The 17856-nt window shown below is 56.1% G+C and carries 17 protein-coding genes and 1 pseudogene; 13 read left to right on the top strand and 5 right to left on the bottom strand.

Annotated elements, in window-relative coordinates:
- From AC4ANE_RS05640 to bamJ, 4 genes are all read left to right on the top strand, one after another.
- Positions 1-330: a PA4575 family protein gene (locus AC4ANE_RS05640; protein ID WP_002555218.1), complete on the top strand. Its 330-nt coding sequence runs from the start codon at positions 1-3 to the stop codon at positions 328-330.
- 133 nt (positions 331-463) lie between these two features.
- On the top strand, positions 464-952 hold the full coding sequence (locus AC4ANE_RS05645) for a TIGR00645 family protein (protein WP_002555217.1): 489 nt from the start codon (positions 464-466) through the stop codon (positions 950-952).
- Between the two features lie 108 nt (positions 953-1060).
- Positions 1061-1369, top strand: coding sequence for a DUF6482 family protein (locus AC4ANE_RS05650; protein WP_002555216.1), 309 nt, complete (start codon positions 1061-1063; stop codon positions 1367-1369).
- A 152-nt stretch (positions 1370-1521) separates the two neighbouring features.
- Positions 1522-2139, top strand: a complete 618-nt coding sequence (gene bamJ, locus AC4ANE_RS05655) for a BamJ family beta-barrel-assembly machinery protein (RefSeq protein WP_002555215.1) — start codon at positions 1522-1524, stop codon at positions 2137-2139.
- A 79-nt stretch (positions 2140-2218) separates the two neighbouring features.
- On the opposite strand, the gene AC4ANE_RS05660 is transcribed toward bamJ, so the two are convergent.
- Together AC4ANE_RS05660 and AC4ANE_RS05665 are read right to left on the bottom strand one after the other, a co-directional pair.
- Positions 2219-2461, bottom strand: a complete 243-nt coding sequence (locus AC4ANE_RS05660; protein ID WP_002555214.1) for a PA4570 family protein — start codon at positions 2459-2461, stop codon at positions 2219-2221.
- Positions 2462-2717: 256 nt separating this feature from the next.
- Positions 2718-4301 (bottom strand): peptide chain release factor 3, encoded by a 1584-nt coding sequence (locus tag AC4ANE_RS05665; protein WP_002555213.1) that lies wholly within the window; start codon positions 4299-4301, stop codon positions 2718-2720.
- 344 nt (positions 4302-4645) lie between these two features.
- Between AC4ANE_RS05665 and AC4ANE_RS05670 the strand changes: the two genes are divergently transcribed.
- The 8 genes and pseudogenes from AC4ANE_RS05670 (at position 4646) to AC4ANE_RS05705 (ending at position 11748) form a co-directional block, all read left to right on the top strand.
- Positions 4646-5359, top strand: coding sequence for an ABC transporter permease (locus AC4ANE_RS05670; protein ID WP_002555212.1), 714 nt, complete (start codon positions 4646-4648; stop codon positions 5357-5359).
- Between the two features lie 14 nt (positions 5360-5373).
- Positions 5374-6267 carry a glycine betaine ABC transporter substrate-binding protein gene (locus tag AC4ANE_RS05675; protein WP_002555211.1) on the top strand — a complete coding sequence of 298 codons (894 nt, stop codon included), beginning with the start codon at positions 5374-5376 and terminating at the stop codon, positions 6265-6267.
- 13 nt (positions 6268-6280) lie between these two features.
- Positions 6281-6934, top strand: a complete 654-nt coding sequence (locus tag AC4ANE_RS05680) for an ABC transporter permease (RefSeq protein ID WP_002555210.1) — start codon at positions 6281-6283, stop codon at positions 6932-6934.
- Positions 6931-8100, top strand: a complete 1170-nt coding sequence (locus AC4ANE_RS05685) for an osmoprotectant ABC transporter ATP-binding protein OsmV (protein ID WP_002555209.1) — start codon at positions 6931-6933, stop codon at positions 8098-8100. Before AC4ANE_RS05680 ends, AC4ANE_RS05685 begins: the two co-directional genes overlap by 4 nt.
- Before the next feature lie 281 nt (positions 8101-8381).
- Positions 8382-8525 carry a hypothetical protein gene (locus AC4ANE_RS05690; RefSeq protein ID WP_223216187.1) on the top strand — a complete coding sequence of 48 codons (144 nt, stop codon included), beginning with the start codon at positions 8382-8384 and terminating at the stop codon, positions 8523-8525.
- A gap of 123 nt (positions 8526-8648) precedes the next feature.
- A pseudogene (locus tag AC4ANE_RS05695) lies at positions 8649-8819 on the top strand (glycine/betaine ABC transporter ATP-binding protein); the annotation flags it as partial.
- A gap of 296 nt (positions 8820-9115) precedes the next feature.
- The gene (locus AC4ANE_RS05700; protein WP_223227200.1) at positions 9116-10204 is read left to right on the top strand and encodes an RHS repeat-associated core domain-containing protein; all 1089 of its coding nucleotides are present in this window, start codon (positions 9116-9118) and stop codon (positions 10202-10204) included.
- Between the two features lie 380 nt (positions 10205-10584).
- Positions 10585-11748 (top strand): type III PLP-dependent enzyme, encoded by a 1164-nt coding sequence (locus AC4ANE_RS05705; RefSeq protein WP_002555201.1) that lies wholly within the window; start codon positions 10585-10587, stop codon positions 11746-11748.
- Positions 11749-11810: 62 nt separating this feature from the next.
- Here the strand turns inward: AC4ANE_RS05705 and AC4ANE_RS05710 are convergent, their stop codons facing one another.
- From AC4ANE_RS05710 to AC4ANE_RS05720, 3 genes are all read right to left on the bottom strand, one after another.
- Complete coding sequence (locus tag AC4ANE_RS05710) at positions 11811-12620, bottom strand: hypothetical protein (protein ID WP_002555200.1); 810 nt, start codon at positions 12618-12620, stop codon at positions 11811-11813.
- Positions 12621-12732: 112 nt separating this feature from the next.
- A complete protein-coding gene (locus AC4ANE_RS05715; RefSeq protein ID WP_031596605.1) occupies positions 12733-13725 on the bottom strand; it encodes an alpha-xenorhabdolysin family binary toxin subunit B in 993 nt (330 codons plus the stop codon).
- A 7-nt stretch (positions 13726-13732) separates the two neighbouring features.
- Positions 13733-14977, bottom strand: a complete 1245-nt coding sequence (locus AC4ANE_RS05720; RefSeq protein ID WP_031596606.1) for an alpha-xenorhabdolysin family binary toxin subunit A — start codon at positions 14975-14977, stop codon at positions 13733-13735.
- 342 nt (positions 14978-15319) lie between these two features.
- Between AC4ANE_RS05720 and AC4ANE_RS05725 the strand changes: the two genes are divergently transcribed.
- Complete coding sequence (locus AC4ANE_RS05725) at positions 15320-17842, top strand: PepSY domain-containing protein (RefSeq protein WP_002555197.1); 2523 nt, start codon at positions 15320-15322, stop codon at positions 17840-17842.
- Positions 17843-17856 lie beyond the last annotated feature (14 nt).

The raw sequence follows: 17856 nt of genomic DNA on the forward strand, positions 1-17856 counted from the left end.
ATGCAGCGTAGCCTTTGCCTTACCCGAGAATGCATGGGGCTGATGACCCGCATCGAATGTGTCATTCGGCCTCTTCCCCACGATGGTGGACAATGGATGGTGCTCTTCGCAGCCGGCATGGCTGAAGAACAGCCCTCTGCGATCAAATCCCAAGGACCGTTCAACGGCCTGCCAGCGGCGCAGGCGGTATTGACGAGCATTATCGAGAGCCTATCGCTGCATGGTTATCAATGCGCCGATGATGTACCGATATGGACCTTGCATATTCAAGCCGAACTGCGACGCATCAACAGTGGCATGATGGTGTGTGAGCGCTCATCGCTTTTCTAGCCAGTCTGCGCTACGCATGCCGGTCTCCTGACAGTGCATATATGTGCGCTGTGCGATATTTTGTCGCATCTCCAGAGCAGCGCGTTACCGCTGATATACTCGCCCGCTCCTTCAAAACACCTTGCGAGTATCAATGGAACGTTTTTTTGAAAATGCCATGTACGCATCGCGCTGGCTGCTGGCGCCGATCTATTTCGGTCTTTCCCTTGGGCTGCTGGCGTTGTGTGTGAAATTCTTCCAGGAAATCTTTCACGTCATCCCCAACATTTTCTCGCTGGCCGAAGCTGATCTGATTCTGGTGCTGCTGTCGCTGATCGACATGGCGCTGGTGGGTGGTTTGCTGGTGATGGTGATGATTTCCGGCTACGAGAACTTCGTATCGCAGCTGGACATCGATGAGGACAAGGAAAAGCTCAACTGGCTGGGCACCATGGATTCGTCTTCGCTGAAGATGAAAGTGGCGGCCTCCATTGTGGCAATCTCCTCCATCCACCTGCTGCGGGTATTCATGGATGCCACCAACATCAAGCCTGAATACCTGATGTGGTACGTGATTATCCACATGACCTTCGTGATATCCGCGTTTGCGATGGGCTATCTGGACAAGGTCACCAAGCACTAAGGCGACGCGCGATGAAAGGGGCGGGCGTTATCGTTTCTGGCATGTCGGCGCTGTGTGTTGTAAAACGTCCGTTCCGATGCATCAGGCATTTGCGCAGGAGGTTCGATCATGAATTATCAGGAATTTATCGAACACGCCCAGGCCGGGCGGGTCGATGAGCTGAACCTGATCTCCATCGAAGGCGGCATCTATCTGCTGGATGTGCGCATGAATGGCACTTCGGTGATGCTCAAGGACCCGGCAGGCAAGACCCTGCATCTTCGCTCGGTGGAGCATGCGCGGGATTTGCTCAAGGACATACCGGTGGTGCCTTTTTACCTGGTCCATTGTGTGGTCCATGACGAGCTGTGCGGCATGCCGGTCCATGACCGCTCTGAAATGCGCCTGCCGATCTCGTTTCATTCCTCCTGGTCCTGATCGCCAGCCGCGTATTGCTGCTGCGGTAGGGGCTGTAGCGGCAATTGTGCTAGGCTGCTCGGCCTTTTGGTTCGGGGCGCATCAGCGTATAGCGTGATTGCCGTTCAGGTTTTGCGCGATACCGACTGCGTGCCCCTCTGCGGAGCAGTGTCATGTCCGAAGTCAATCTGTCCACCGACGAAACCCGCGTCAGCTACGGCATTGGCCGTCAGTTGGGCGATCAGTTGCGCGACAACCCGCCACCGGGTGTCAACCTGGAAGCCATCGTGGCAGGCCTGCGTGATGCATTTGGCGGTCAGCCAAGCCGTGTGGGTCAGGAAGAGATGTCCGCCAGCTTCAAGGTCATCCGTGAAATCATGCAGGCCGAAGCGGCCGCCAAGGCTGAACAGGCTGCGGGTGCCGGCAAGGCTTACCTGGCTGAAAATGCCAAGCGCGAAGGCGTGACCACGCTGGCCTCGGGTCTGCAATTCGAAGTGCTGACCGCTGGCGCTGGGGCCAAGCCAACCCGTGAAGATCAGGTGCGCGTGCACTATCACGGTACGCTGATCGACGGTAACGTCTTTGACAGCTCCTATGATCGTGGCGAGCCTGCGGAATTTCCGGTCAGCGGCGTGATTGCTGGCTGGACCGAGGCGCTGCAACTGATGAACGCTGGCAGCAAATGGCGTCTGCACGTACCGAGCGAGCTGGCTTACGGCGCTCAGGGCGTAGGCAGCATCGCACCGCACAGCGTGCTGGTGTTTGACGTGGAACTGCTCGACGTTCTGTAATCGACCCAGTCGATCCAGAGGGTCGCTGAACGAATCGCGCTGATTCGTTCAGCGGCGGGGTTGTGCTGATGCTCCATGCTCAGTGCAACTCACCCATCGGGCGCAACGCCCGCGCATAGCAGAACAGAAACAGGTTTCTCACCAGTTCCTTGAGCACCAATGGCTCGCTGGAACTCAAACTGCACACATCCAGATCGCCCTGATCGCGTAACTCCTCCAGCGCTTCCTCTTCCAGTACGGCACACACTTCCCCCGTCTCGCGGTGGAGAATTCTCAGGTAAGGGTGGGGCCTGTCCAGCCATGCATCGATCAAATAGGTCATGTCTCATCTCCTGTGCAAGTCAGATGAGAATAATTCTTATTGGGATAATAGCAAGGCTCTATTGAGATTAATTCTCATTTTGCGCTGAATGGTTGATCCAGGTCAGTGGATGTTCAGGAAGGGTTGGACGCAGAGCGTCCAGAACGGCATGCGACGCAGAGCGTCGCACGATAGTCGCCATTAAGCTTATCGTCCCTCACGCTCCAGCGTGGGAATGCCGTTCCCCACGCTCTGCGTCGCACGATAGTCTGGATTATCAGTGATGCTCGCGGGTGGCGCGGAATTTCACGTCGGGCCAGCGTTCTTCCATCAGTGCCAGGTTCACGCGGGTAGGGGCGAGGTAGGTCAGGTGACCGCCGCCGTCCACTGCCAGGTTTTCCACAGCCTTGTTCTCAAACTCTTCGAGCTTCTTCTTGTCGGCGCAGTCGATCCAGCGGGCAGACCACACGGTGATCGGCTCGTAGGCGCACTCGACCTTGTATTCTTCCTTCAGACGGCTGGCGACCACATCGAACTGCAGCACACCGACGGCGCCGAGGATGATGTCGTTGCTGCGCTGCGGGAAGAACACCTGCGTGGCGCCTTCTTCGGCCAGCTGCTGAAGGCCCTGACGCAGTTGCTTGGATTTGAGCGGGTCCTTCAGGCGCACGCGGCGGAACAACTCCGGTGCGAAGTGCGGAATACCGGTGAAGCCCAGTGCTTCGCCTTCGGTGAAGGTGTCGCCGATCTGGATGGTGCCGTGGTTGTGCAAACCGATGATGTCACCGGCATAGGCTTCTTCCAGTTGCTCACGCTCCGACGAGAAGAACGTCAGCGCATCACCGATCCGCACGTCCTTGCCCAGGCGCACGTGGCGCATTTTCATTCCCTTGTCGTAACGGCCAGAACAGATACGCATGAACGCGATACGGTCGCGGTGCTTGGGGTCCATGTTCGCCTGGATCTTGAACACGAAACCGCTGAATTTCTCTTCGGCCGGTTCGACGGTGCGCTCGTTGGCCACGCGTGCCAGTGGCTTGGGAGCCCAGTTCACCACGGCATCGAGTACATGGTCGACGCCGAAGTTGCCCAGCGCGGTGCCGAAAAACACCGGGGTCAGCTGGCCGTCGATGAATTCCTGCTGGTTGAACTCGTGGCAGGCACCCTGCACCAGTTCCAGTTGCTCGACAAAGCGGTCGTACTCGTCACCCAGATGGGCGCGGGCTTCGTCCGAATCGAGCTTCTCGATGATTTTGGTTTCCGTACGCTCGTGGCCATGACCTGCTGTATACACAATGATGTAGTCGTCGGCCAGGTGATAGACACCCTTGAAGTCCCGGTAGCAACCAATCGGCCAGGTGATCGGCGCAGCCTTGATCTTGAGTACGGCTTCGATTTCATCAAGCAGCTCGATAGGGTCGCGGATGTCGCGGTCGAGCTTGTTGATGAAACTGACGATAGGCGTGTCGCGCAGGCGGCAGACATCCATCAGCGCAATGGTGCGTGGCTCGACGCCTTTACCGCCGTCGAGGACCATCAGCGCCGAGTCAACGGCTGTCAAGGTGCGGTAGGTGTCTTCGGAGAAGTCTTCGTGACCCGGTGTGTCGAGCAGGTTGATCATGTGCTCGCGATACGGAAACTGCATCACGGATGTGGTGATGGAAATACCGCGTTGTTTCTCCATTTCCATCCAGTCGGATGTGGCATGACGGTCGGATTTACGCGACTTGACCGTACCGGCGATAGAAATGGCCTTGCCCATCAGCAGGAGTTTTTCCGTGATGGTGGTTTTACCCGCATCCGGGTGGGAAATAATGGCGAAAGTGCGGCGTTTCGCGACTTCGGCGGCCTGTTGGGTCATGGGAAATCGCCTGAGACGGTATTGAAAAAGGGCGCAGATTATAGCTCAACTCGCGGCAATAACCGAACCGTTCAGACAATAAACGATGGCCAGATAATGTCTCGTGTGGGAACCTTTCAGGTCGTGGAGACGTCCACTCCCCCGTCAAGGCTCGCAACGAAGCCAACGCAAGGGGCTGATTCATCAGCATGTTGGCTTGACGAAGCTGCGCTTATGGCTTGTGTTTTCGCCGAGGTTAAACCCTTACCGGCGACCCACCCGCTGCTCTTCGCGAACGTTATTGCCGGTGTCCTTTGCGGACGCCCTGGTCAACGCGTTCGCCGACTGAAATAAGGAGTCCGCCTGTGGCTAATCGCTATGGCAAGGGGCTATTGGGAGGTGCGGTTGTGATCGCACTCCTGGCCCTGCTGATCCACTGGATCGGCATCAGTACTATCAAGCAATACCAGGATGACCTGCTGTTCTACCTTCAGGCTCACCTGATTCTGGTTCTGGTTTCAATGTTGGCGGCCCTGGTGGTCGGTATCCCCGCAGGCATCGCCCTCAGCCGACCGAGCATGGTTGGCCGCGCCGAACGTTTCATGCAGATCTTCAACATTGGCAACACCGTTCCTCCTCTCGCCGTTCTGGCCATTGCCCTCGGGATACTCGGGATCGGCAGCGGGCCTGCGATCTTCGCGCTGTTCCTCGCCTCTTTGCTGCCCATCGTGCGTAACACCTATGAAGGCCTGAAAAACGTTCAGGGTTCACTCAAGGAAGCTGCGGTCGGCATCGGCATGACCCCGCGTCAGGTGCTGTGGCGTGTCGAGTTGCCTAACGCCGTGCCGATCATCATCGGTGGTGTGCGTGTCGCGCTGGCGATCAATGTCGGGACCGCGCCATTGGCGTTCCTCATCGGTGCCAACAGCCTGGGCAGCCTGATTTTCCCCGGCATCGCCTTGAACAACCAGCCGCAACTGGTGCTGGGTGCGGCGTGTACCGCTCTGCTGGCGCTGCTGCTTGACGGGCTGGTGATACTGGCGAGTCGTCTATGGCTGGAACGCGGTCTGGCTCGCTGAGCGAAGGAATTATCATGAAAAGAATATGCTTGTTTTTAGGCTTTGCCTTGCTGTTTCCGGCATTTGCCCAGGCAGCGGAAAAGCCGTTGTTGCGCGTCGGCGCTCGTGTGTTCACCGAGCAAACCATCCTGTCTGAACTCACTGCGCAATACCTGCGTACAAAGGGTTATGACGTTCAAGTCACCGGCGGCCTGGGCAGCAGCCTGGCGCGTAGCGCGCAGGAAAGTGCTCAACTGGATCTGATCTGGGAGTACACCGGCGTATCGCTGGTGAATTACAACCACGTTGATGAAAAGCTCGACAGCGAACAAACCTACGCTCGGGTGAAAGAACTCGACGCGAAAAAAGGCTTGGTCTGGCTTTCCCCGTCGAAATTTAGCAACACCTATGCCTTGGCGTTGCCGCAGAAAATCGCTGACAAGTACCCACAGGTCAACACCATGACCGACCTGACCAAAGTCCTCAAAGACGAAGCCAAAGAGGGGCATCTCGTAGCGCTGGACACTGAGTTCGCCAACCGTTCCGACGGTCTGCTCGGCATGGTCAAGCATTACGACATGAATCTCGGTCGTGAGAACACCCGCCAGATGGACGCGGGGCTGGTTTACACCGCGCTTCGGAACGGCCAGGTGTTTGCGGGCCTGGTGTACACCACTGACGGTCGCTTGAACGCCTTCAAGCTCAAGGTGCTGGAAGACGACAAACGTTACTTCCCGGACTACACCGCCGCGCCGGTGATCCGTCAGGATTACTTGGACAAGCACCCGGATATTGCCCCGTTGCTCAAGCCTTTGGCTGATCTGCTGGACACCCAGACCATGATCGACCTCAACGCCCGCATTGATGTTGGTCACGAGAGTCCATCCAAAGTTGCCGCAGATTTCCTGCGTCAGCACCCACTTAACTAAGGACGGAGACGACATGAGTTTTTTCAACGTTTTCTCCCAGATCGACTGGGCTCAGGTGCTGCATCTGACCACGCAGCACATCACCCTGGTCGGCATTGCCGTGACCCTGGCCATTCTGGTCGGCGTCCCGCTGGGCGTACTGATGACCCGTTTTCCGGCACTTGCCGGCCCGCTGCAAGCCAGCGCCACCGTGCTGCTGACCGTGCCATCGATTGCCTTGTTCGGCCTGTTGCTGCCGTTCTACTCCAAATTCGGCCAGGGCCTTGGCCCGATGCCGGCTATTACCGCAGTGTTTCTCTATTCGCTGCTGCCGATCATGCGTAACACCTACCTGGCCCTGACTGGCGTAGAACCGGGTATCCGCGAGGCCGCCAAAGGCATCGGCATGACCTTCGGCCAGCGCCTGCGCATGGTTGAACTGCCTATCGCCGTACCCGTAATCCTCGCCGGTGTGCGCACCGCCGTGGTGATGAATATCGGTGTCATGACCATCGCCGCGACCATCGGTGCCGGTGGTCTGGGTGTACTCATTCTCGCTTCAATCAGCCGCAGCAATATGTCGATGCTGATCGTCGGCGCGGTACTGGTCAGCATTCTGGCCATCATCGCCGACCTTCTCCTGCAATGGCTGCAACGCACGCTGACTCCAAAAGGATTACTGAAATGATCGAACTCCAGAACCTCTCCAAGACTTTCCAGAGCAACGGCAAAGAAGTGAAGGCTGTCGATTCGGTCAGCCTCACGGTCAACGAAGGCGAAATCTGCGTCTTCCTTGGCCCTTCGGGCTGCGGCAAGAGCACCACGCTGAAAATGATCAACCGCCTGATCATGCCGACCTCCGGCAAAGTGCTGATCAATGGTGAAGACACCACTGATCTGGACGAAGTGACCCTGCGTCGCAACATCGGCTACGTGATTCAGCAGATCGGTCTGTTCCCGAACATGACCATCGAAGAAAACATCGTGGTGGTGCCCAAGCTGCTCGGCTGGGACAAGCAGCGTTGCCATGACCGTGCCCGTGAACTGATGAGCATGATCAAGCTGGAGCCCAAGCAGTACCTGCATCGCTACCCGCGTGAATTGTCCGGTGGTCAGCAACAGCGTATCGGCGTGATCCGTGCACTGGCTGCAGAAGCACCCTTGCTGTTGATGGACGAACCGTTCGGTGCGGTCGACCCGATCAACCGCGAGATGATCCAGAACGAGTTCTTCGAGATGCAGCGCGCGCTGAACAAGACCGTGATCATGGTCAGCCACGACATTGATGAAGCCATCAAGCTGGGCGACAAGATCGCCATCTTCCGTGGCGGTAAACTGCTGCAGATCGATCACCCGGACACCTTGCTCGCACATCCGGCTGACGACTTCGTCAGCAGCTTCGTCGGCCAGGACAGCACCCTCAAGCGCCTGCTGCTGGTCAAGGCCGAAGATGCAGCCGACAACGCGCCGTCGGTCAGCCCGGAAACCCCGGTGGCCGATGCGCTGGACGTGATGGACGAAAATGACCGTCGCTACATCGTTGTCACAGACAGCGAGAACAAGGCAATGGGCTACGTACGTCGCCGTGACCTGCATCGCCAGCAGGGCACGTGCGCGCAGTTCCTGCGTGAGTTCAACGCAACCGCCGCTTACGACGAGCACTTGCGCATCCTGCTGTCGCGCATGTACGAGTTCAACCGCGCCTGGCTGCCGGTGCTGGACGCCGAGAACGTGTTCCTGGGTGAAGTGACGCAAGAGTCCATTGCGGCTTACCTGAGCTCGGGCCGTTCGCGTGGTATGAAGACCAGTATTGTTTCGCCGGCTGAAACGGCTGCGGCAGACGCACAGGTTTAATTTGAAAAAAGCTAGTCCAGTGCTGCAATGGCCTGGGCTAGCTTGATTGGACAGTGTCATCCCTTCAGGCCTCACCGGTAATGTCAACTATCAGGTCTGTCAGTAGTCGTGCAGTGGCTGTGAGCGTATCGTTGCTTGACGCAGTAAGTTTTCAATGATGTTGCTGCATGTGCTAATTCATGTTGATTGGAGGAATGGGCAATGACTAAGCTGACGGAAAAGCAGTTAGCGCGCGCGAAGACTTTGACAGGTACGATACGAATGGCGACAAAAAGGTAACAGTGGCAGAGTTTAGTTCAACGATGGAGAAATACCTTACCCCAGAAGACTTTAAGGCCTTACTTGCCAAGATCAACTCAGATGGTAACGATGAAATAAGCTGGGACGAATTTTTAACCGACTACGAGAACGATTTGGGTAATTAAAGGCACGGCATTTTCTTCGCTGGCCGTAGGCGTCATAAACGGCTTCATTTCAAGCCCTTTCTTAATCAGGTCAGGGCTTTTTTATGTGGGCTGTTCAGGCAATCTGAAGAGTGAAGATTCGCGCTGTTGTCGCGCATGTACGAGTTCAACCGCGCCTGGCTGCCTGTGCTGGACGCCGAGAACGTGTTCCTGGGTGAAGTGACGCAAGAGTCCATTGCGGCTTACCTGAGTTCGGGCCGTTCGCGTGGGATGAAGACCAGTATTGTTTCGCCTGCGGATCAGGTTGCTTCCTGATTTTTGGCATTACCGCCAGTCTTCGTGACTGGCGGTAGCCGTTGCCACCCGTTTCTCCACGTTGCAGTGGCCGTCTTCATCAAATTTCTTGCTACTGATCCTGCCTCTCCGTTTGTTCAAGCTGGAAGGGCACGCCTTACCGTCAGTGATCCCGGATGAATGGAGGTCGTTGACGTAAAGTTCGTGCTGCTCTCGCTGCGTTTCTGCCTGTGCAGGCTACTGGCATTTCTGTCAGTAGCACTTTGGGCAGCGGTTGATTTAGTTTCTTCTGGCCGAAGCGCAGCGAGGTACTGATGATGAACGAGCTTTGTCGATACAGGTATGACCCTTTGGATCGCCTTGCGAGTCTGACTCCTCTGGCTCAGGCGATGAGGCAGCGGTTCTATGGCGGCCAGCAGTTGACAACCGAAGTGCTTGATGGCGAGCAGCGCACACTTTTTCGCGTGAGAGGAATGCCTCTGGCGCAGCAGACCCTTGCCAATGGAAAGCGCCTTGTTGTTTTGGATGCTGCAGATCAGCAACAAAATGTATTGCATGCGGGCGGTATCGAGCAGAGAACGGCTATTGCCTACACACCTTATGGTTACAGTGAAAAAGCTGCGAGAAACCCAGAGGTACCGGGCTTCAATGGAGAGCAGATTGACACAGTTACCGGTCACTACCTGTTTGGCAACGGTTACCGGGCCTACAATCCGGTCTTGATGCGCTTCAACAGCCCCGATAGCTTCAGCCCTTTTGGCGAAGGCGGGCTTAATGCCTATGGCTATTGTGCGGGTGACCCGGTGAACCGGAGCGACCCTGGCGGGCATATGTTTGTCGCCATTAGTAAGTTACTCCACCGGGCACCAGGTACGCGGCTGATGAGAAGTATAGCGAGCCAAGCGTTAGGAGGTTCCAGAAAGCGCGGAGTGCCTGCGATCAGAAATAAGCCGTCCAAGGGCATTTTTCGCAAACCAGATGCCGTTCTTGCCGACATGCCACCGCACATAAAAGAAACGATTGCGGGTGCTTTGCCCGGTTCTGACGCCGCAAACCTGGCACGCACTTCCAAGGACTTCGAAAGCGTGGTGATGGCTGCTTCAGCGCGTCAGTTCAATGGACTGAATATCCCCGACCTGGCTTTTCAACCGTGGTTGAAAAAGCTCGACGAAATCCATCACGGTGAGGTGACGGGTATTGCGCCGATGTTCCTAAGTCGCCAAGGTATTCCGTTTTCCTATGTGCAGGCCAATCTGATAAGAGAGCCTCGATTTGTATGGACCACAAGTCGGATATGGTCCGGGAAATCGCCTCTTCAGAGAGTCGGCTATCAAACACCTCCAGAAAACGCTGAAATTCGGCTTCAGGTTGCGCAAGTTCTGGCGATGAGTGGCGGTGGAGTCTGAGCGCTACTGATTTCTTGATAGACCCTTGCAAGCGAAAAGGCTTTACCGGTTTATCGCGCCGTGAGGAACATCTGCCTGTCATGCAGGTCGGTTAAACAGGTCCTTGGGAAGGCAACTCAAGCGCTCTGTGCAAAAACGCGACATTTTTTGTTGATATCCGGCCCCTCAGGTCCTAAAGTTCGCGCCGAACGTCCATGCTGGAAACGATCCATCCGGCTCAAGTACTGACGACGAGACAGCAAGGCCAGGAAGGCAGCCCTTCAGGGCCTTTTTGCTTTCGGCGACATGCCTTGGGAAGTAGGCGAACCAAAGTGGGGATACGGAGGGCGTTCATTTGCACCCATTTACCAATACCGCTTGCCATCAGGAGTTCCAGCAGCATGTCGATCAATGTCGAAGACTACTATTCAGCCGAAACCTTCAAGAAAATGAAGGCGTTCGCTGACAAGCAAGAAACTCCGTTCGTGGTCATTGATACCGCCATCATCAGTAAAGCCTACGACGACCTGCGTGCGGGCTTCGAGTTTGCCAAGGTCTATTACGCTGTCAAAGCCAACCCGGCCGTCGAAGTCATCAATCTGCTCAAGGACAAGGGTTCCAGTTTCGACATCGCGTCGATCTACGAGCTGGACAAGGTCATGAGCTGTGGCGTTGGTCCGGAGCGCATCAGCTACGGCAACACCATCAAGAAATCCAAGGACATTCGCTATTTCTACGAGAAGGGCGTGCGTCTGTTTGCCACCGACTCGGAAGCGGATCTGCGCAACATTGCCAAGGCTGCGCCGGGTGCGAAAGTCTACGTGCGTATTCTGACCGAAGGCTCGACCACCGCCGACTGGCCGCTGTCGCGCAAGTTCGGCTGCCAGACCGACATGGCCATGGACCTGCTGATCCTCGCTCGCGACCTGGGTCTGGTGCCTTACGGCATCTCGTTCCACGTCGGCTCGCAGCAGCGCGACATCAGCGTCTGGGACGCTGCCATCGCCAAGGTCAAAGTGATCTTCGAGCGTTTGAAAGAAGAAGACGGCATCGTTCTGAAGCTGATCAACATGGGCGGCGGCTTCCCGGCCAACTACATCACCCGCACCAACAGCCTGGAAACCTACGCTGAAGAGATCATCCGCTTCCTGAAGGAAGACTTCGGCGATGACCTGCCGGAAATCATTCTCGAGCCAGGCCGTTCGTTGATCTCCAATGCCGGTATTCTGGTCAGCGAAGTCGTGCTGGTCGCGCGCAAGTCGCGCACCGCTGTCGAGCGCTGGGTGTACACCGATGTGGGTAAATTCTCCGGCCTGATCGAAACCATGGACGAAGCTATCAAGTTTCCGATCTGGACCGAGAAGAAGGGCGAAATGGAAGAAGTGGTCATTGCCGGTCCGACCTGCGACAGCGCCGACATCATGTACGAGAACTACAAGTACGGTCTGCCACTCAACCTGGCCATCGGTGACCGTATGTACTGGTTGTCGACTGGTGCCTACACCACCAGCTACAGCGCAGTGGAATTCAACGGCTTTCCGCCATTGAAGTCGTTCTATCTGTAAGCGTTGTCCTGATATGAAAACCCGCGAGTGATCGCGGGTTTTTTTTGCGTTTCATCCAGGGTTCAGACAGCCAGATCCTGCCCAGTGTCGAACGCTTTTGAAAGGCGTTGGATTTCCCGCACGTTGACCAGTAGCAGTCCCGTCTCCAGGCGGCGACGCAAAGGTGTTTCAGCTTTGCGTACGCCGATAATGCTGCCTACACAGGCCCAGAGCAGTGCCCACATTCGCAACAGGTAGGCTCCCAGATTTCTGGCGGCCGTGTAAGCGCGGATGTACCAGCCCAACGCTCTGTACGCATAACCTTGTGCACGAAACAGTCGCTCTTGCGCGTCGATCGCATCCTGCGTACCGAATGACAGGGGCAGGGCGTTTGCCAGGTTTTCCCGGTGAGGGTCGCCCGGCTTCAGACCGAACTTGCGGCTATAACGCGAGATGGCGTCGTTCAGGAAGTCGATAAGTCGCGGCAGAATGGTGCAGATACCCAGGGTCAGTTTCTGTACTGTCTGTTCCTCATTATCGAACTCGCTCTCGAACGCTATCAGCCGATCGCCTGCGGAGCCCCTCAGGTGCTCGGCCAGCTTGTAGTCCTGCGTTGCACTTCCGGAAAACTGTGTGAGCTCTGCCGTCATGGCGTCGAGTCGTCTGTGCATCGCCATCAGCTTGGGCAGAAGCGCCGACCAGCCAGACCAATCCCTATTGGCCCTTTCAAGCACATTGCGTAGTTCGGGAATGGGATAGGTGCTGTGTCTGGCCAACGGCACCTGATCAAGATGGACCTTGAACGAGCGGGTCAATGCCGGAAGCCTCTGCAAAACCTGCAGGTAAGTGGTGAGGTCCTTGAAGTCGCTCTGGTACAAGAGTTGTCCTGTCATGCTGGGCCCTTGAGAATTGATAGCTGTTTGGCTGCCGTTTAACGGCAGCTGCATAAACGCAGGTTGCAAGGGCGTACAGGCCATTACCCTTGCAACGTGGCCTGCGGTGGCGTCAGCGAATGCGGTTCAAGTAGCCGATCAACTGTTGGCCGGATTCGATCAGGCGCATGCTGCGTTGCCTGTCATCGGATGCACCCTTGGTGTTGACGACCAGAAAGCTGTCCAGAGTGTTTTTGATTTTCTGGTATTGCTCGACATAAGCGGCGCGCTGTTCGTCAAAAGCGTTGAAGCATTCAATCAGCTCAATGCGCTGTGCGAGCGCCATTTTTTCCTTGTCCATGCCTGCCAGTTGCTGGGACAGGGCATTGATGCGCTCGCGAAAACCATCACGGCGTTTGATCATCGCGATGAGGTTGATTCCCGCCTCACCCTTTTCCAGGGTCGCCTTCATTTGCTCGAGCGCCAGCATGATCACTGCGAGTTCAGGGGGCTGCATTCCCAGGCTAAGCACCTTGTCTGCAGTGATCAACGTGTCCTTGGCAATACTCGTCGCGCCCTTGCTTTCCAAGGCGTCAATAGCGGTACTCAGCACTTGACGCTCTTCGTTCAACTTCGCCAGGGTGGTGTGTAAAACGTCGAGTCTGGTGCCTGCGTTTGCCATGTCACCTTGCAGACTCTGCCCAAACTCAGCGGTCTGCTGTCGATCAATACCTTGTGTCATGCCACTCAGAGCACTGGCCAGTTGCTGGGCTGTGGCAGTGGCATTGTTCACGAGGCGCTGACACTGAACGTCGATATCTTTCAGCTCTTCGGCATCGATGGGAGTGGCGGAGGGTTGAGCGTACTGCCTCAGCAGGGCGGTCTTCGACTCGATATCGATGATCAGCCGTTCAGCGTGTTCTCCGAGGTGATGTTGTTCAGTGACGGCCAGGGTGTTCAGGCGTGTGAGCTTTTCATAAAGGTTGGGCAGGTATTGGGTCTTGGCAAACAGAAGGTCTGCCTTTATCAGGCTGTTACGCATGAGGTGAAGACTGCGAGTCATGATATCGCGGTCGGGTACTTGACCAGTGAAGGCTGTGTCATTGGGCGTGAACGTATTTTTCATTGTCGAGTTATCCATAAATCCGTTTATATTCTTCATCCGCTTCCTTAAACACATTAAGCAAGGCGTCCGAGTCGACTTCGATGGTCTTCCAGGGGTGAACGACTTGTCTGAAGTGATTCATAAATTGCCGTAAGGACAAGGCATCGTTTATCTCGGACGCCGATACCGCAGACGCCTCAATAAACAAAAACAGTTTGTTCCATACGGTAATCAGGTTTTTAGTCGCCACGTCGGCATCGACCACAATCGTTGCCAGGTTCTGCAAGTTAAACTTTACCCTGCTCAATGAGCCCAGAATAGTGTTCTTGTCTTGCAAGGTGTCTATGTCGGCGGTTTGTTGCGCCATTAATTCATTGCGTGCGGCCCTGACATTTTCAGCTTCTACGCCGAAATAAATGCCCAATGCCAAGCCCACAATGTTCAAGCTACTGACCGAATTCAACGATTGTTGTACCACCGCCTTGTATTCTTTGTTCTTTTCATCGATATCCTTTGCGCGCTGTTCGATATCCAGGTTCAGCTTCGCCACGTCGGCCGGCAGTGAACTGTTGTCGATGGCAACCATTTTGCGCTGTATCTCGGGCCCGACATGCAGCGACAGGTCCAGGCCAAACTGATCCAGTTCCTTCTTGATGGTTTGGGCATCGGCCAGATTGGCTGCAATCAAGTCCAGTATATCGGTGAGGTGGGAGCCGATTTCCTGGGTGATCTCCTTATCGTTTTCATCCAGCTCGATGCCCGGGAAGTCCTTGCCCAGTTCAAGACTCAAGCGTGTTACATCCTCCAGTGTCTTGATCTGATGATGGTCAACGATTTTCCCGGCCCTGACGTCGCCGTTGATCTCCTCCATGCTCTGGCCGTACACCAGCATCTTGCCTGCGAAGACCTTCAGTTTGCTGCCGATGCCCAGAAGGTCGGTGCGCAGAGGACTCCAGCGACGCGCATGCCGGTGGATAAGGTTGAAACTTTTCATGAAGTCTTCAGGTTCAAGCCCTGCACCGGCGCCTTTTGAATAGCCGAGATAAACAATGACGTCCTCCAGCTCAACGGGCAGGGCGAGGCCCGCCAATTCATATTTCTTGAGATTGATAATCTGCTCTTTGGTCAGAATCAAACCGGGTGCACGGGTGACGTGCTTATCATTGGCAGACGACATCGTACTGAACAGTTCGGCCGTTTTTATCGCCTCATCCGCCTTCAGGTCTCCGGATAAAGGTAACGCCTGCATGACGTTGTAAAACATTGGGTTCATGGGTATGTCCTTATTTCCACTGGGAGAACAGATGTTGATCTCCTCAACACGTTAATGTTCTCGTGTTGAAAAAGGTTAGTGTTTAAGGGTGAGGGCGTCAAAGCATAAACATGGATTAAAGATGTAAGATAAATGACTCTTTACAGCCAGTCTGCCGTGGGCGGCTGCCCTTTTTTACAGAGGTGGTACATGTATAAATTCAATGCTTTTAATAAAGATGTTTTGTTCCCGTCAGCGGCACGAATGAACAGGGAAACCCACGTTACCTCGATTTTAAGATGAGAATGCGTCGCGGTTGGAGCATACTGCGCGCCGCAGCCTGCAGAGGGGAGAGCGTCGGCGTTGAAGAAAGTTCTGTTTCAACTGCACTGGTTCTTTGGGGTCACGGCAGGTCTGGTGCTGACCCTCATGGGGATTACCGGCGCGCTGTATTCGTTCGAAGACGAAATTCTTGATGTTCTGAACCCAGACGTTCTGCTCGTGCATGAGCGTACGGCTACCTTGCCGCCTATTGAGCTTGTTCACAGGCTGGAGGCAGCGACCGGGCTGACCGTCGCTATGCTGCGTGTCGATACGCTGGGCAATCGTGCCGCTCAGGTGTATTTCACCCCGAAGCCGGGCGAACGGCGCGGTCCCAAACGCAATTTCGATCCCTATACAGGCGAGCTGAAAGGCGAGGCGATGGGTGAGGGCTTTTTCGACTTTGTCCTGCAACTGCATCGTTATCTGGCTGCCGGTGAGGTGGGTAAGCAGATCACTGCGGCCTGCACGCTGGTTCTGGTGTTCTTCTGCCTGTCCGGGCTCTACCTGCGTTGGCCTCGCAACGCGCTGAACTGGCGTGTCTGGCTGATGATGGACTGGGCTAAAAAGGGCCGCAGTTTCAACTGGGACCTGCATTCGGTGTTTGGTACCTGGTGCCTGTTGTTCTACCTGCTGTTCGCGATCACGGGCCTTAACTGGTCTTATGACTGGGTGAGCAATGGTCTGAACAGGCTGCTGGGAGATTCGCTGCCTGTTCAGCGCAAAGCCCCTGTGGCCCCTTCCAGCCAATCCGCGCCGTTGCTGGTTGATTATGCTGCCATCTGGGACAGTGTGCAGAAAACCGCCGGGCCTGAACTACGTGCTTATAACTTGCGTTTGCCTGCTTCTGGCGGCCAACCGGCCACGGTGTTCTACCTGCTCAAGGACTCACCTCATCCACGGGCTTTGAGCAGCATCACGCTTGACCCGGCCAACGGTCAGGTCAGCTCGGTTTCACGCTATGCAGAGCGCAGTTTCGGCGCGCAATTGCTGGCCAGCAACTATGCGCTGCATGTTGGTAGCTATTTCGGCCTCGTCGGCCGGCTCATCATGACGGCAGCATCGTTGATGATGCCGCTGTTCTTTATCACTGGCTGGTTGTTGTACCTGGATCGACGTCGCAAGCAGCGTGCTGTAAGAAGTGCGCGCGGCGAGGTTCAGAGTGAAGGGGCAGATGATGCTGCTTCCTGGCTGATTGGTTTCGCCAGCCAGAGCGGTTTTGCCGAGCAGTTGGCCTGGCAGGCTGCTGGCCAGTTGCAGGCTTCAGGAGTGTCTGTGCGCGTGAAGCGGCTGGGCGATTTGACCGAAGAGGATTTCAGTCAGAGTCGTAAGGCGCTGTTCGTCGTCAGCACCTTTGGTGAGGGCGAGGCGCCCGATAGCGCGCGGGGTTTCGAGCGTAAGTTGCTGGGTCGTCCGTTGGAACTGAAGCAGCTCGATTACGCCGTTCTGGCCCTGGGCGATCGTCAATACCCGCATTTCTGCGGTTTTGCCCATCGTTTGCATGGCTGGTTGGCTGAGCGTGGCGGGCGCACGTTGTTCCCGCCTGTTGAAGTGGACAGCGCTGATCCAGCAGCCCTGCAACACTGGCAGCAGCAGTTGGGACAATTGACTGGCTCCGTGCCTTCAACGCACTGGCAGGCACCGGTGTTCGAGAACTGGACGCTGGCGCGGCGCGAGCATTTGAACCCGGGCAGCAGTGGTTCGAAGGTTTACCTGCTGGACCTGACAGCGTCGACGTCAGCGAGCTGGCAGGCGGGGGATCTGGTCGAGGTGATGCCGCGCAATGCGGCGCAGGTCATTGAACCCTTTCTCGCCGGGCTGGGTGTCGATCCTGCCACGCCGGTAACCGTGAATGGCTTGCAGGAGCCGCTCAGTCAGGCGCTGGCAACCCGCCAACTGCCGCACAATCGTGCGCATCTGGTGGGCCTGCACGCGCAGGCGCTGATCGACGCGCTGGCGCCGGTATCTGCTCGTGAATATTCGATCGCTTCGATTCCGGAAGACGGACGTCTGCAACTCATCGTGCGTCAGGAGGTTCATCCTGACGGCAGTCTGGGGCTGGGCTCCGGCTGGCTGACCACTCATGCCGACCTCGACAGCGCGATCAGTCTGCGTTTGCGCCGCAACAGCAGTTTTCATTTGCCTGTCGATTCCGTCCCGCTGATCTTGCTGGGCAATGGTACGGGGCTGGCCGGTTTGCGCAGTCTGCTCAAGTCTCGCATCGCTCAAGGGCAGATGCGCAACTGGCTGCTATTCGGCGAACGTAACCGCGCCCACGATTTTCATTGTGGTAACGAACTGGAGGACTGGCTGGAGGCTGGTCATCTGAATCGACTGGATCTTGCCTTCTCACGTGACCAGGCTGAGAAAATCTACGTGCAGGATCGCTTGCGTGATGCGGCTGATGAACTGCAAAAATGGCTGGACGACGGTGCCGCGATCTATATTTGTGGCAGCCTGATCGGTATGGCGGCGGGGGTGGATCAGGTTTTGAAGGATGTGCTGGGAGAGCAGAGAGTCAGTGAGCTGATCGAGCAAGGACGTTATCGGCGGGATGTGTATTGATCGGCGTGCCGATA

This window comes from Pseudomonas sp. Pme6b (assembly GCF_058129925.1).

Coding starts and splice junctions, on each gene's coding strand:
- AC4ANE_RS05660 (WP_002555214.1), bottom strand. CDS start 2,461: ATGACCTATTTGATCGATGCATGGCTGGACAGGCCCCACCCTTACCTG.
- AC4ANE_RS05650 (WP_002555216.1), top strand. CDS start 1,061: ATGAATTATCAGGAATTTATCGAACACGCCCAGGCCGGGCGGGTCGAT.
- AC4ANE_RS05710 (WP_002555200.1), bottom strand. CDS start 12,620: ATGACAGGACAACTCTTGTACCAGAGCGACTTCAAGGACCTCACCACT.
- AC4ANE_RS05720 (WP_031596606.1), bottom strand. CDS start 14,977: ATGAACCCAATGTTTTACAACGTCATGCAGGCGTTACCTTTATCCGGA.
- AC4ANE_RS05665 (WP_002555213.1), bottom strand. CDS start 4,301: ATGACCCAACAGGCCGCCGAAGTCGCGAAACGCCGCACTTTCGCCATT.
- AC4ANE_RS05680 (WP_002555210.1), top strand. CDS start 6,281: ATGAGTTTTTTCAACGTTTTCTCCCAGATCGACTGGGCTCAGGTGCTG.
- AC4ANE_RS05640 (WP_002555218.1), top strand. CDS start 1: ATGCAGCGTAGCCTTTGCCTTACCCGAGAATGCATGGGGCTGATGACC.
- AC4ANE_RS05705 (WP_002555201.1), top strand. CDS start 10,585: ATGTCGATCAATGTCGAAGACTACTATTCAGCCGAAACCTTCAAGAAA.
- AC4ANE_RS05700 (WP_223227200.1), top strand. CDS start 9,116: ATGAACGAGCTTTGTCGATACAGGTATGACCCTTTGGATCGCCTTGCG.
- AC4ANE_RS05715 (WP_031596605.1), bottom strand. CDS start 13,725: ATGAAAAATACGTTCACGCCCAATGACACAGCCTTCACTGGTCAAGTA.
- AC4ANE_RS05645 (WP_002555217.1), top strand. CDS start 464: ATGGAACGTTTTTTTGAAAATGCCATGTACGCATCGCGCTGGCTGCTG.
- AC4ANE_RS05675 (WP_002555211.1), top strand. CDS start 5,374: ATGAAAAGAATATGCTTGTTTTTAGGCTTTGCCTTGCTGTTTCCGGCA.
- AC4ANE_RS05685 (WP_002555209.1), top strand. CDS start 6,931: ATGATCGAACTCCAGAACCTCTCCAAGACTTTCCAGAGCAACGGCAAA.
- bamJ (WP_002555215.1), top strand. CDS start 1,522: ATGTCCGAAGTCAATCTGTCCACCGACGAAACCCGCGTCAGCTACGGC.